Origin of the sequence: Streptomyces sp. NPDC059247 (assembly GCF_042754005.1) — a bacterium.
Lineage (GTDB): Bacteria > Actinomycetota > Actinomycetes > Streptomycetales > Streptomycetaceae > Streptomyces.
This window is the reverse complement of record NZ_JBHYZW010000045.1, coordinates 1-12,601: the sequence shown is the minus strand read 5'-3', so window position 1 is coordinate 12,601 and position 12,601 is coordinate 1. Positions and strand designations below refer to the sequence as shown.

At 71.2% G+C, this 12,601-nt stretch carries 13 protein-coding genes and 1 tRNA gene; 7 read left to right on the top strand and 7 right to left on the bottom strand.

The features are described 5' to 3' along the window. The 3 genes from ACFXGN_RS32415 to ACFXGN_RS32405 form a co-directional block, all read left to right on the top strand. On the top strand, positions 1–417 hold a 417-nt coding region (locus tag ACFXGN_RS32415; protein ID WP_384865963.1), incomplete at its 5' end, for a replication initiator. A 2-nt stretch (positions 418–419) separates the two neighbouring features. Then, on the top strand, positions 420–623 hold the full coding sequence (locus ACFXGN_RS32410; protein WP_384865961.1) for an excisionase family DNA-binding protein: 204 nt from the start codon (positions 420–422) through the stop codon (positions 621–623). Then, on the top strand, positions 623–1,759 hold the full coding sequence (locus tag ACFXGN_RS32405) for a tyrosine-type recombinase/integrase (RefSeq protein ID WP_384865959.1): 1,137 nt from the start codon (positions 623–625) through the stop codon (positions 1,757–1,759). The genes ACFXGN_RS32410 and ACFXGN_RS32405 overlap by 1 nt, the downstream gene beginning before the upstream one ends. 71 nt (positions 1,760–1,830) lie before the next feature. On the opposite strand, the gene ACFXGN_RS32400 is transcribed toward ACFXGN_RS32405, so the two are convergent. Further along, positions 1,831–1,904 (bottom strand) — tRNA-Thr (locus tag ACFXGN_RS32400). A gap of 183 nt (positions 1,905–2,087) precedes the next feature. On the opposite strand from ACFXGN_RS32400, the gene ACFXGN_RS32395 reads away from it, so the two are divergent. The 3 genes from ACFXGN_RS32395 to ACFXGN_RS32385 all read left to right on the top strand — a co-directional run bounded on the left by ACFXGN_RS32395 (position 2,088) and on the right by ACFXGN_RS32385 (position 4,592). After that, positions 2,088–3,185 (top strand): ABC transporter ATP-binding protein, encoded by a 1,098-nt coding sequence (locus ACFXGN_RS32395; protein WP_384865957.1) that lies wholly within the window; start codon positions 2,088–2,090, stop codon positions 3,183–3,185. 224 nt (positions 3,186–3,409) lie between these two features. Beyond that, the gene (locus tag ACFXGN_RS32390; RefSeq protein ID WP_384865955.1) at positions 3,410–3,820 is read left to right on the top strand and encodes a hypothetical protein; all 411 of its coding nucleotides are present in this window, start codon (positions 3,410–3,412) and stop codon (positions 3,818–3,820) included. A gap of 55 nt (positions 3,821–3,875) precedes the next feature. Then, positions 3,876–4,592 carry an NDP-sugar synthase gene (locus ACFXGN_RS32385; RefSeq protein ID WP_384865953.1) on the top strand — a complete coding sequence of 239 codons (717 nt, stop codon included), beginning with the start codon at positions 3,876–3,878 and terminating at the stop codon, positions 4,590–4,592. A gap of 128 nt (positions 4,593–4,720) precedes the next feature. On the opposite strand, the gene ACFXGN_RS32380 is transcribed toward ACFXGN_RS32385, so the two are convergent. The 6 genes from ACFXGN_RS32380 to ACFXGN_RS32355 all read right to left on the bottom strand — a co-directional run bounded on the left by ACFXGN_RS32380 (position 4,721) and on the right by ACFXGN_RS32355 (position 11,132). Continuing rightward, the gene (locus ACFXGN_RS32380) at positions 4,721–6,277 is read right to left on the bottom strand and encodes a DoxX family membrane protein (RefSeq protein WP_384865951.1); all 1,557 of its coding nucleotides are present in this window, start codon (positions 6,275–6,277) and stop codon (positions 4,721–4,723) included. Between the two features lie 107 nt (positions 6,278–6,384). Next, positions 6,385–7,338: a 23S rRNA (guanosine(2251)-2'-O)-methyltransferase RlmB gene (rlmB, locus tag ACFXGN_RS32375; RefSeq protein ID WP_384865950.1), complete on the bottom strand. Its 954-nt coding sequence runs from the start codon at positions 7,336–7,338 to the stop codon at positions 6,385–6,387. A 78-nt stretch (positions 7,339–7,416) separates the two neighbouring features. Further along, a complete protein-coding gene (cysS, locus tag ACFXGN_RS32370; protein WP_384865948.1) occupies positions 7,417–8,817 on the bottom strand; it encodes a cysteine--tRNA ligase in 1,401 nt (466 codons plus the stop codon). Positions 8,818–9,010: 193 nt separating this feature from the next. After that, positions 9,011–9,583 (bottom strand): 2-C-methyl-D-erythritol 2,4-cyclodiphosphate synthase, encoded by a 573-nt coding sequence (gene ispF, locus ACFXGN_RS32365; RefSeq protein ID WP_384865946.1) that lies wholly within the window; start codon positions 9,581–9,583, stop codon positions 9,011–9,013. Next, entirely contained in the window at positions 9,573–10,322 is a 750-nt protein-coding gene (ispD, locus tag ACFXGN_RS32360; protein ID WP_384865944.1) for a 2-C-methyl-D-erythritol 4-phosphate cytidylyltransferase, read from the bottom strand. Before ispD ends, ispF begins: the two co-directional genes overlap by 11 nt. 327 nt (positions 10,323–10,649) lie before the next feature. Further along, the gene (locus ACFXGN_RS32355) at positions 10,650–11,132 is read right to left on the bottom strand and encodes a CarD family transcriptional regulator (protein ID WP_003953493.1); all 483 of its coding nucleotides are present in this window, start codon (positions 11,130–11,132) and stop codon (positions 10,650–10,652) included. Between the two features lie 730 nt (positions 11,133–11,862). Between ACFXGN_RS32355 and ACFXGN_RS32350 the strand changes: the two genes are divergently transcribed. Continuing rightward, entirely contained in the window at positions 11,863–12,480 is a 618-nt protein-coding gene (locus ACFXGN_RS32350) for a DUF461 domain-containing protein (RefSeq protein WP_384865942.1), read from the top strand. The last annotated feature ends 121 nt before the right edge of the window (positions 12,481–12,601 follow it).

Here is a 12,601-nt window from a genome sequence, read left to right as displayed (position 1 = left end):
GGCAACCGTGAGGCCCTGCTCCTCCTCGGCATCCCCGACCACACCCGGCGCCTCGTCGAAGCCTGCTTCGACCTCGATCCGCTCTACCCCGACCGGCGACTGACGGCCTGGGCCCACATGCTCGGCTTCCGTGGCCACTTCTCCACCAAGTCACGCCAGTACTCCACCACCCTGACCGAACTCCGTCAGACCCGCGCCGACTACCGCGCCACCCAGGAACGCACCGCCCGCGGCCTGGACGACATCGCGCCGGACACCGTCCTCGTCCTCACCGCCTGGACGTACGTCGGCCAAGGCCACAGCCCCGGTGAAGCCGCCTTGGCCGCGTCCATCGCCCGGGACATCCAGCTGAACCGCGAAACCGCCCGCGAAGCCCTGCGCGGCAAGTCCGACACGACCGTCGAAGGGAAGTGGTGACCGTGGCCGCCCGCCTGCTCACCGTCGGCCAGGTCGCCGAACTCCTCGGCACCAACGTCCGGTTCCCCCGGCGCCTCATCGAGGAACGACGCATCATGTTCGTCAAGGTCGGCCGTCACGTCCGTATCCCTGAGCCCGCCATCGCGGCGTACATCGAGAGCAACACCGTCCAGCCCATCACACGCCGCTACGGGGCGGTGGCCTGATGACGAACCGCAAGGGCAGGCGTCGCCGGTTCGGCAGTGTGCGGCAGCTCTCGTCCGGCCGCTGGCAGGCCCGCTACCGGGACCCGCTCTCGGGCGAGATGAAGTCGGCGCCGCACACCTTAGCCACCAAGACGGACGCCGAAGTCTGGCTGACCACGATCGAGGCGGAGATCCTCCGGGGCGCTTACCAGGCACCGGACGCCGGCAAAGTGGCCTTCGGGTCGTACGCAGACGACTGGCTGAAGGATCGCAAGTTGAAAGACCGCACCCGTGAACGGAGCGAGGGCGTGATCCGGCTGCACATCAAGCCGACCTTCGGCACCGGGTCCGTCGCCGCGATCACCACCACCCGCGTACGGACATGGCGGACCGGCCTCCTGAAAGCGGGCGTGGGCGAGCCGACCGTGGTCAAGGCGTACCAACTCCTGCGGGCGATCCTGAACACCGCCGTGGACGACGAGCTGATCCGGCGCAACCCCTGCCGCATCAAGGGTGCCGACAGCTACGACGTACCCGAGCGCCCCGTCCTGACCATGCCCGAGGTGTACGCGGTGGCCGGGGCCATCCAGCCGCACTTCCGGCTGCTCGTCCTCCTCGCCGCGTTCACCACGCTCCGGTTCGGTGAGCTGGCCTCGCTCCGGCGCCGGGATCTGGACCTGGATCGCTGCGTCGTCCTCGTCCGCCGCTCCCAGTCCGAGCTCCAGGACGGCACCCTCGCCGACAAGGCACCGAAGTCCGCAGCCGGTGTCCGCTCCGTCGCCTTCCCCGCCGAACTCCTTCCCGAGGTGACGCACCACCTGGAGCACTTCGCGGGCTCCGGGCGGGACGGCCACCTGTTCCAAGGCCCCCGGGGCGGCCTGCTGCGGCGGGGCAACTTCCGGGACGACTGGATCGCGGCCCGGGACAAGGCCGGCGTCGACCGCACCGTGCACTTCCACGATCTTCGCCACACGGGGAACACCCTCGCCTCCAGCGCCGGCGCCAGCACCCGGGAGCTCATGACGCGGATGGGGCACAGCACGACCCGGGCCGCGCTGATCTACCAGCACATGACGAGCGACCGTGATCAGCACATCGCGGTGAAGCTCGGGGAGATGATCCGCCAAACCCGTAAGGATGGGCCTTCTGGCATGTAGGTGGCACGGCCGTGATCATGCGAAAGGGCCAGCGCCGGGGAATCATGCCCCTTCGCTGGCCCTTCGTCTTGAGCCCCCTGTCGGGTTCGAACCGACGACCCCCGCTTTACAAGAGCGGTGCTCTGGCCAGCTGAGCTAAGGAGGCAGCCAGTGCAGTGTATCCAACGACGACCCGGCGGCGGTCGGAAATCTCACCGGGGTCCGAGTGCTGACAGATCGGGCATCGGCGGGTAGCGTCACTTGCGGTTCACCCAGGTGGACTAGACCGCACATCCTTCCTTTACTCGGATCGTCCGGCACGTTCCTGCCGGTGAAGGGGCTCATCACCATGGCTTCCGTAACGTTCGACAAGGCCACCCGGGTCTACCCCGGCGCCACCAAGCCCTCCGTCGACCAGCTCGACATCGAGATCGCCGACGGCGAGTTCCTCGTCCTCGTCGGTCCCTCCGGCTGCGGCAAGTCGACCTCCCTGCGTATGCTCGCGGGCCTTGAGGACGTCAACGCCGGTTCCATCCGCATCGGCGACCGCGACGTCACGCACCTGCCGCCCAAGGACCGGGACATCGCGATGGTGTTCCAGAACTACGCGCTGTACCCGCACATGTCCGTCGCCGACAACATGGGCTTCGCCCTGAAGATCGCCGGGGTCAACAAGGCCGAGATCCGCGCCAAGGTCGAAGAGGCCGCGAAGATCCTGGACCTCACCGAGTACCTGGACCGCAAGCCGAAGGCGCTCTCCGGCGGTCAGCGCCAGCGCGTCGCCATGGGCCGCGCCATCGTCCGCGAGCCGCAGGTCTTCCTCATGGACGAGCCGCTGTCGAACCTCGACGCCAAGCTCCGCGTCTCGACCCGTACGCAGATCGCCGGTCTCCAGCGCCGTCTGGGCATCACCACGGTCTACGTCACCCACGACCAGACCGAGGCCCTCACCATGGGCGACCGGGTCGCGGTCCTCAAGGACGGTCTGCTCCAGCAGGTCGACTCCCCGCGCAAGATGTACGACAAGCCCGCCAACCTCTTCGTCGCCGGTTTCATCGGCTCCCCGGCCATGAACCTGGTCGAGGTCCCGATCACCGACGGCGGCGTGAAGTTCGGTAATAGCGTCGTCCCGGTCTCCCGTGACGCCATCGCCGCCGCGTCCGCCAACGGCGACACCACCGTCACCGTCGGCGTCCGCCCCGAGCACTTCGACGTGCAGGGCCCGACCGGCAAGGACGGCCTGGCCGTCACCGTCAACGTGGTCGAGGAGCTCGGCTCCGACGGCTTCGTCTACGGCTCCACCCGCGTCGGCGGCGAGGACAAGGACCTGGTCGTCCGCGTCGGCGGCCGTGACGTCCCCGCCAAGGGCACCACGCTGCACGTCGTGCCGCGCGCCGACGAGCTGCACGTCTTCTCCACCTCGACGGGCGCCCGCCTCAGCGACTGACCCCGGACGGCGGAGATCCGCCGCCGAGCCTGGCCGAACGGCCCCGCGTCCCTCCGGACGCGGGGCCGTTCGTCTCAGTAGGTGGTTTAGCCCCGGAAACCCCGGCATTCCGGGCCCGTACCCACCCCCCGCGTCAACATGCGATGCAAAAAGACACCAAGAACCATCACTCGTGAGAGTGACTAAATGTCGCCAAATAACTACCGACCGCTACGCTCGCCTGCGTGACCCACACTGCCCGCCGAATCGGCCGCTCCCTCGCCCTCGTCCTGCCCGTCGTCCTGGTGCTCTCGGGAACGCTCGCGGTGTCCGCGGTTCCGTGGGCCGGCCAGGACGCCACCACCCAGCTCACCGCGTCCTCCTCCGACGTCTCCGTCCGCGCCAAGCCCCGCGCCCCGCAGGACGTGCTGCGCGACCAGCTCCTCGCCGAGCTCCAGGAGAAGGACCCCGGCGCGGCCCTCACCCGCCTCCAGCGCGAAGTGGAGAAGCGGCCGTCGCTCGCCAAGCACTGCATGTCCCTCGCCCGCTCCCTCGGCCGCGCCGCCGTCGACCAGTACGGCCCCACCCGCGCCCAGTCCTTCTCGCGCCCGGTCTGCGACACCTCGTACGCGACCGGCGTGATGCGCGCCGGCTGAGCGCCGACGCGCGTCCGGCCGCCGGGCGTACGGGGCGACGCCTATCGTTCCCCGTATGCACACCTCTCCGACGCAGGCCGTGGTCCTGGCGGGCGGCCAGGGCTCACGGCTCCGCCCGTACACCGACGACCGCCCCAAGCCGATGGTCGAGATCCCGGGCACCGGGACCCCGATCATCGGCCATCAGCTTTCCTGGCTGGCCGCCGAGGGCGTGACCGACGCCGTCGTGTCCTGCGGCCACCTCGCCGAGGTGCTCCAGGAGTGGCTCGCGGACGCCGAGCTCCCACTGAAGGTGACCACGGTCGTCGAGACCGAACCGCTGGGCCGGGGCGGCGGCCTCAAGTACGCCGCCGCGCACCTGCCCGCGCCGGACCGGCCCTGGTACGCCACCAACGGCGACATCTGGACCCGCTTCTCGCTCCGCGAGATGGCCGCCTTCCACGACGAGCGCGACGCGCTGGCGACCCTCGCCCTGGCCCGCCCCCGCATCCCCTGGGGCGCCGTCGAGACCGACACCTTCGGGCACATCACCGACTTCGTCGAAGCGCCGCCGTCGCCGTTCCTCATCAACGCGGGCGTGTACGTCTTCTCCGCCGAGTTCACCGCGCTCCTGCCCGATCTGGGCGACCACGAGCGCACCACCTTCCCCCGCCTCGCCCGCGAGCGGCGCCTGGCGGGCTTCCCGCTGCCCCAGGGGGCGTACTGGCGGGCCATCGACACCGCCAAGGACCTCACCGAGGCCGCCCGGGAACTCGCCGTGCAGCGGGGCTGACGGCCACCGACCCGTGAGCGGGTACGAAGAGGGCGGTACCGCCGGTCGGCGGTACCGCCCTCTCGTTGCCCCCGGGCCGGTCGTCCGTATCCCCGGGGCGGCCCCCAGTATCCCTGGCGGGCCGGCCGTCAGCCCAGCAGTCCGCCGATCGGGTTCTTCGCCCCGCCCGACGTCGAACCGCTCTCCGACGGGGTCTCCGAGGCGCCGCCGGTCGAGCCGCCGGAGCCGCCCGAGGAGCCGCCGGAGCCGCTCGGCGCGTCGCTCGTGGACGGCGGGGGCGCGGGCCTGGACTGGGTCGGCGTACGGCTGCCGCCGCCGGTGCCCGCGCCCTCCGTGGACGTCGGACGCCGCTCCTGGGTCCGGGTGGACTCGCGGCTCGGCTCGGTCGGCCGCTCGGTCTTCGGGGCCTCCTCGCGCTTCTTCGGCGCCTCGGTGGTCGCGGCGGGCCTCGGAGCGGTGGACGCGGGCGGGGAGGGCGCGCGGCGGACCGGCTCGGTGGGCAGCGGACGGCCGGGGAGGTGGTTGATCGGGTCGTCGTTCGGACCCGGCACGGTGACCATCTCGGTGGAGCGGACGGCGCCGCCGAGGACGGAGCCGATGAGCAGGGTCAGACCGACGACGACGGAGGCGACGAGGGTGCTGCGGCGCATCACCCGGCGGCGCAGCTCCCAGAGTTCGGCGCGCGGGCCGAGCTTGCGCCAGGCTTCCCCGGCGAGGCGCCCATCGACGGAGTAGACCGGGGCACCGGCGATGATCAGCGGCGACCAGGCGGCCAGGAAGATGATGTCGGGCGCGTCGTAGACCGGGACGGTCTTCCAGCTGACGGTGAGGATCAGCGCGGCGGAGAGCAGGGCGCCGACGACGGCGGCGGCGCGCTGCCAGAGGCCGAGGACGGTGAGGACACCGACGACGACCTGGAGGAACGCGACGGTCAGTCCGGCGCCGACGGGGTGCTGGAGGGCGAAGTCGCGGAGGGGCTCGGCGAGGGCCCACGGGTGGAGGGAGTTGAGCCACTTCACCATGGAGCCGCGCTCGCCGCCGTCGAAGTAGACGGGGTCGCAGAGCTTGCCCATGCCCGCGTAGACGGAGATGAGGCCGAGGAAGACGCGGAGCGGGAGGAGGACGACGCCGAGGTTCATCCGGCGGCCCGGGTAGTAGGCGTGCCGGACGCTGTCCTGGCCGTGGCGCTGGGGGCTCCGGCCGTCCGGATCGTCCTCGTACGCCTCGGGTCCCGTCTCGGGCCGCAGCTCGTACAGGTCGTCGTACGCCCCCTCGGCGCGGCGCATCGGGGGCAGCAGGGGCCCGCCGGGCACCACGGGGGTGGGCATGGTGTCGTCGACGCGCGGGATGGCCTGGGTGGAGCCCGCGTCGAGCCCCCCGCGCCCGAGGACCGGGTCGAGGGTGGAGACGGAGGACTCGCGCACGGCCTGGAGGAGACCGGTGGCGCCCGGCGCCGACTTCCCGCTCCACACGACGGGGCGGCGGCGCGGGCCGCCCGCTCCGGCCGCGGCCCCCGAGAGGGCGGCGGCGCGGGCGCCGAATCTCGGCTGCGGGGCCGGAGCGAGCCGCACGCGGAAGCTGGCGTGGTTCACGATCACCTGTGCGGGATCGGAATCCACCTTGACCATGCTCAACGCGGGCTGATCGTCGAACCCCGGCCGGGGCGTTCTGGTGTCCACACTCATCTAACCGAGTGATCTGGGTTTAGGACACTGCCTTGACGGCTCGCAAATGTCCGAGACCCGTCAAGATCACGCCACGGCCGGGACCGATGGTGCGGGAGTGGCTGGAGTCAGCCCATACGGCGGCGAGCGGCCTCGTAGAGCACGACACCCGCGGCGACACCGGCGTTCAGCGACTCGGCGCCGCCCGGCATCGGGATGCGCACGAGGAAGTCGCAGGTCTCGCCGACGAGACGGGACAGGCCCTTGCCCTCGGAGCCGACGACGATGACGACCGGACCGCCCAGCTCCTCCAGCTCGTGCACCTCGTGGTCACCGTCGGCGGCGAGGCCGACGACCGTGAGACCGGCCTTCTGGTACGCCTCCAGGCAGCGCGTCAGATTGGTGGCGCGGGCGACCGGGGTACGGGCCGCGGTGCCCGCCGAGGTCTTCCACGCACCGGCCGTCATGCCCGCCGCGCGCCGCTCGGGCACGACGACGCCGTGCCCGCCGAAGGCGGAGACGGAACGGACGACGGCACCGAGGTTGCGGGGGTCGGTGATCCCGTCGAGGGCGACGATCAGCGGCTCGTCGTGGTTGTCGTAGGCGGCCGTGGCGAGGTCCTCGGGGAACGCGTACTCGTACGGCGGGACCTGGAGGACGAGACCCTGGTGGTTCAGGCCGTTCGTCATGCGGTCCAGCTCGGGGCGCGGCGCCTCCATGATGTGGATGTTGCCGCGGCCGGTGGCGAGGTTCAGGGCCTCGCGCACGCGCTCGTCGTTGTCGATGAACTGCTGCACGTACAGGGTCGTGGCGGGCACCCCGTCGCGCAGGGCCTCGAAGACCGGGTTGCGGCCGACGACCATCTCCGACTGGCCCTTGCCGCCGCGCCGGACGACGGGGCGGCGCTGGACCTGCCTGGCCTGGGCGTTGGCGACACGGTTCTTCTTGTGTCCCTTGCGGGCGGCGGCGGGCGGGGTCGGGCCCTTGCCCTCCAGGCCCTTGCGCCGCTGGCCACCGCTGCCGATCGTCGCACCCTTCTTGTTGGACGTGCGACGGTTCCTGCGCTGGCTGTTCCCGGCCATGACTACTCTCATCCTCGGTGTTGCGTGCATAGGTCTGTAGGTGAAGTGTGCCGCCCGGAGCCCCGGGCGGCACGTCTTCTAACGGCTGCCCAGGGTCCACCGGGGGCCGTCGGGCCCGTCCTCGATGGCCAGCCCGGACTGGTTGAGCTGGTCGCGGATCGCGTCCGCGGTCGCCCAGTCCTTCCGCTCGCGGGCCGATTCGCGCTGCTGGAGCACGAGCCGTACGAGGGTGTCGACCACTCCGTGGAGCTCCTCGCCGCCCCCGGCCTCCTCGGCCCAGTGCGGGTCGAGCGGGTCGAGACCGAGCACGCCGAGCATCGCACGGACCTCGGCCAGACGGGCGATGGCCTCGTCCTTGTCGTCCGCCGCGAGGGCGCTGTTGCCCTGCCGGACGGTCGTGTGGATGATCGCCAGCGCGTGCGGGACGCCCAGGTCGTCGTCCATCGCCTCGGCGAAGGCGGGCGGCACCTCGGCGGCGGGCGCGACGGGCGCCCCGGCCTTCTCGGTGGCGCGCTGGACGAAGCCCTCGATACGGGCGAACGCCGCCTCGGCCTCGCGCAGGGACTCCTCGCTGTACTCGATCATCGAGCGGTAGTGCGGGGTGCCCAGGTAGTAGCGCAGGACGATCGGGCGCCAGTTCTTCACCATCTCGGACACCAGCACGCTGTTGCCGAGCGACTTCGACATCTTCTCGCCGCTCATGGTGACCCAGGCGTTGTGCACCCAGTACTGCGCGAAGGAGTCGCCGAAGGCCTTGGCCTGGGCGATCTCGTTCTCGTGGTGCGGGAAGATCAGGTCGAGGCCGCCGCCGTGGATGTCGAAGGCGGGACCCAGGTACTTGTGGGCCATGGCCGAGCACTCCAGGTGCCAGCCGGGACGGCCACGGCCCCACGGGGTCTCCCAGTCGGGCTCGCCCGGCTTGGTCGCCTTCCACATCGCGAAGTCGCGCGGGTCGCGCTTGCCGGTGATGCCGTCCTCGGCGGGCTGCCGCAGGTCGTCGATGTCCTGGTTGGACAGCTCCAGATACCCCGGGAAGGAGCGCACGTCGAAGTAGACGCTGCCGTCCGCCTCGTAGGCGTGGCCGCGCTCGATCAGGCCGCGCATCATCTCGATCATCTCGGGGACGTGCCCGGTGGCGCGCGGCTCGTAGCTGGGCGGGAGGCAACCCAGCGCCTCGTAGCCCGAGTTGAACGCGCGCTCGTTCTCGTAGCCGATGGACCACCAGGGGCGGCCCTGGTCCGCGCCCTTGGCGATGATCTTGTCGTCGATGTCGGTGACGTTGCGGACGAACGTGACGTCGTAGCCCCGGTACGCGAACCAGCGGCGCATGATGTCGAAGTTCAGCCCCGACCGGATGTGCCCGATGTGCGGGGCCGCCTGGACGGTGGCGCCACAGAGGTAGATCGAGACGCAGCCCGGCGTGAGCGGGGTGAAGTCACGGATCTGCCGGGCGCTGGTGTCGTACAGGCGAATAGTCACCACTCCAGGGTAGTGGGCATGTGGTAGTGCCCCGATACCCGATCGCGGTCCCGGATGACGTTTTTCACCGGCACCGGTGGCCTCCGGCGCCGGTCCGGCGCCGCCGCGCGCGCCCGGCGCGGTCCGGCACCCCGGTGCGTACGTCGGCACCGGGCCCGGTGCGCTCCGCCGCCGGGCCCGTTCCGGCGGGGCGTCAGGCCGGGGCGACCCGGTGGACGAGGGCTGTGGCCAGGGCCGCGAGACCCTCCGCGCGGCCGGTCAGACCGAGGCCGTCCGTCGTCGTGCCGGAGACGGAGACCGGTGCTCCGGCTGCCTCGCTGAGCACCTTCTGCGCCTCGGCGCGCCGCTTGCCGACCTTCGGGCGGACGCCGACGACCTGGACGGCGATGTTGCCGATCTCGTACCCCTCGGCGCGGACGATCCGGGCCGCCTCGGCGAGCAGGGTGACGCCGGAGGCGCCGGACCACTCGGGCCGCGAGGTGCCGAAGTGGGCGCCGAGGTCCCCGATCCCGGCGGCGGAGAACAGCGCGTCGCAGGCGGCGTGGGCGGCGACGTCGCCGTCGGAGTGCCCGGCGAGGCCGTACCCCTCGGAGTCCTCCCAGAGGAGGCCCGCGCACCAGAGTTCACGGCCCCGCTCGAAGGCGTGGACGTCGGTGCCGATGCCGACGAGCGGGATCACCGGGCGGGGGGCCGCCGGGGCGTCGGCGGACGCCGGGGGGACGGACGGGGCGGGGGCGGACGGGGTAGGGGTCGGCTCAGAAGCCATCGTTGGCCCTCCTGCGGGCGAGTACGGCCTCGGCGAGGACGAGGTCGAGGGGGCGGGTCACCTTGAAGGCCTCTTCGTGGCCGGGCACGACGACGACGGGCGCGCCGAGCCGTTCGACCATGCCCGCGTCGTCGGTGGCGCCCTCACCGGCGAGGGCGACGGTGGCGTGGGCGTCGACGAGGGTGTCGTGGTCGAAGCCCTGCGGGGTCTGGACGGCGCGGAGCCGGGCCCGTACGGGGGTGGCGACGACCTGTTCGGGGTCACCCGGCCTTCCGGCCGGTTCGACCTCCTTGACGGTGTCCGTGACGGGCATCGCGGGGACGACGGCGACGGCCCCGTTCCGGACGGCCTCGATGACGGCGTCGACGGTGTCCACGGGGACGAGCGGGCGGGCGGCGTCGTGGACGAGGACGGTGGTGATGCCCTCGGGGAGCGCTTCGAGCCCGAGCCGGACGGACTCCTGGCGGGTGTCGCCGCCGGGGACGACGAGGTAGTCGGTCCGCTCGGGGAGGGCGTGGGCGTCGAGGAGGTTCTTGACCTCGGCGGCGCCTTCGGGGGGTGCGACCACGACGACGAGCGAGACCGCGCGGGAGGCGGCCATCGCTCGGACGGCGTGGATGAGCATGGGGGTGCCGCTCAGCGCGCGAAGCGCTTTGGGGGCGCCCGGACCGAGGCGTACGCCCCGTCCGGCCGCCGGGATCACCACGGCGGTACGAGAAGGACGCGCATCGTCTGACATCGGTTGCACTCCGGCAGGTTTGTTTCCGCGGCCGACATGGGTATGGCCTCACCGTGCCGGACGCTCCGCCTTGACCGGGCCCTTTCCGTGACGAAGGTCGAGGCGTTGTCGCCCGTGCACAGGGGCTCGGACGTAACGGGGGTGCGGGGACTTTCTCAGTGGTGCGCACACGCATTCATCAGGTGTGCCCAGGGACCCGCGTACGCCCCGCAGGCATACGCGGACATGCCGCAGCGCCCGACGGCAGCACTGTGTGGATCACAGCACGCCAACGGGCACCACGGCATCGCTTCACTTGGTAGCGCGCTCGGAGGATTCAGAGCACGCTCAGGACGCGAGGACCTCGTCGAGGAGAGCCTCGGCCTTGTCCTCGTTCGTGTTCTCCGCGAGGGCCAGCTCGCTGACCAGGATCTGCCGGGCCTTGGCGAGCATCCGCTTCTCACCGGCGGAGAGACCGCGCTCGCGCTCGCGCCTCCACAGGTCGCGGACTACTTCGGCGACCTTGATGACATCGCCGGAGGCGAGCTTCTCGAGGTTCGCCTTGTAGCGACGGGACCAGTTCGTCGGCTCTTCGGCGTACGGCGCGCGCAGTACCTCGAAGACCCGGTCCAGCCCGTCCTGACCGACAACGTCGCGGACGCCTACGAACTCCGCGTTGTCCGCAGGCACGCGGACGGTCAGGTCGCCCTGCGCGACCTTGAGCACCAAGTAGGTCTTGTCCACGCCTTTGATCTGGCGAGTTTCGATGGCCTCGATCAGCGCGGCCCCGTGATGGGGATAGACCACGGTGTCGCCAACCTTGAACGTCATGTGACAGGTACCCCTTCCGTGGCTATCCAGGGTAACACGGATACAGCTTCTTCTGAATGGCGTTTTCGCAGGTCAGGGCATATCTCGGGGCTTGACAACAGCATCACGGACGTGCTGCGCGGGGCTTCCGGAAGGCGGTATTCGCAGGTCGGAGCAGCTGTGCGGACGGAGAGAAACGCGCACGTCACACCCGCCCGGAGGGCCTTCAAGGTGGAGCGATGCCCCGTTTTGTCGGTTTCGGAGTGGCCTTCTTCACGTACTCCGTTCGAGGATCGTCCACCCGTACGGAGGTACCGCGGGGTGATTCCGCAATTGATCAGCGCGAGCGGGTCCGGGATTTTCCGGAGGCGCGGCTCCGGCGAATGCGCGGCACTCCTCGAATTGATCAAGGCGGTTATGTGAACAACAGGTCAATGCGTCGAGATCCAGCCACACCGATGGCCGGTCGGCCAGGGTCGAGGGCCCGTACGAAGGCCCCCGGAGAGCCGTCGCGGGGGTCCTCGCGGGGGCCTCGCGAGGAGGTCCGCCGCACTGGTCCCGGGGGCGTCCCGAGGTCCGCCCGGGGACGCTCCCCCGGTGGCCGCCGAGCGGCCCCGCGACGCCCGTGACCGGTTAGGGGCGGGTCGGGTGCGGGACGAAGAGTGCGGCTCGGTAACCTGAGCGCGCTGACAGACCTTTAGTTGGCCTTTAGTCCCCCGACCGTCCGTACGTCCAAGGAGATGCCGCCGCCGTGAGCCGCAACCTTCGACGCGGCGCCCTCGCCGCCACCGCCATCGTGTTCTCCATCGCCGCGCTGTCCGCCTGTGGAGCGGGCAACAACGCGCAGACGCTCGGCGTCCGGCCGGACCACGCCGCCGTCACCGTGGACGACCTCAAGATCCAGAACGCGCTGGTGATCACCCAGCCCGAGCGCGGTGTGAAGGGACCGGCCGCCATCTCGGCGACCCTCTTCAACAACGGGCGGGCTCCGCAGGTGCTGGAGTCGATCAGCCTGCCCGGCAGCAGCGCCACCGTGACGCTGAAGTCCGCCAAGGGCGCCGGCCCGATCACCGTCCCGGCCAACGGCTCCGTCGTCATCGGCGGCGCGGGCAACGCCTCCGCCGTGATCGAGAACGGCACCGAGGCGGCCCGGGTCGGCGACGCCCAGCAGGTCGTCTTCAAGCTCAGCCGGACCGGTGACGTCGGCCTGGAGGCCTTCGTCGTCCCCGCCGACAGCTACTTCAAGGACTTCGGCCCGTCCATCGTCCCGGCTCCCCCGGCCGCCACGCCGACCGCCTCCGCCACCGCCACGGGCGGCGAGCACGGCGGTACGCCGTCGGGCGAGACCAACGCGCCGTCCGGCCACTGAGTCACCCGTACGCGGGTCCGGTCCCGTACAGGGGTCCGTCCCGTACAGGGGTCCGTCCCGTACAGGGGTCCGTCCCGTACAGGGGTCCGTCCCGTACAGGGGTCCGTCCCGTACAGGGGTC

Coding starts and splice junctions, on each gene's coding strand:
- rlmB (WP_384865950.1), bottom strand. CDS start 7,338: ATGGCCGGGAACAGCCAGCGCAGGAACCGTCGCACGTCCAACAAGAAG.
- ACFXGN_RS32405 (WP_384865959.1), top strand. CDS start 623: ATGACGAACCGCAAGGGCAGGCGTCGCCGGTTCGGCAGTGTGCGGCAG.
- ACFXGN_RS32395 (WP_384865957.1), top strand. CDS start 2,088: ATGGCTTCCGTAACGTTCGACAAGGCCACCCGGGTCTACCCCGGCGCC.
- ACFXGN_RS32380 (WP_384865951.1), bottom strand. CDS start 6,277: ATGAGTGTGGACACCAGAACGCCCCGGCCGGGGTTCGACGATCAGCCC.
- ACFXGN_RS32385 (WP_384865953.1), top strand. CDS start 3,876: ATGCACACCTCTCCGACGCAGGCCGTGGTCCTGGCGGGCGGCCAGGGC.
- ispD (WP_384865944.1), bottom strand. CDS start 10,322: ATGTCAGACGATGCGCGTCCTTCTCGTACCGCCGTGGTGATCCCGGCG.
- ACFXGN_RS32355 (WP_003953493.1), bottom strand. CDS start 11,132: ATGACGTTCAAGGTTGGCGACACCGTGGTCTATCCCCATCACGGGGCC.
- ispF (WP_384865946.1), bottom strand. CDS start 9,583: ATGGCTTCTGAGCCGACCCCTACCCCGTCCGCCCCCGCCCCGTCCGTC.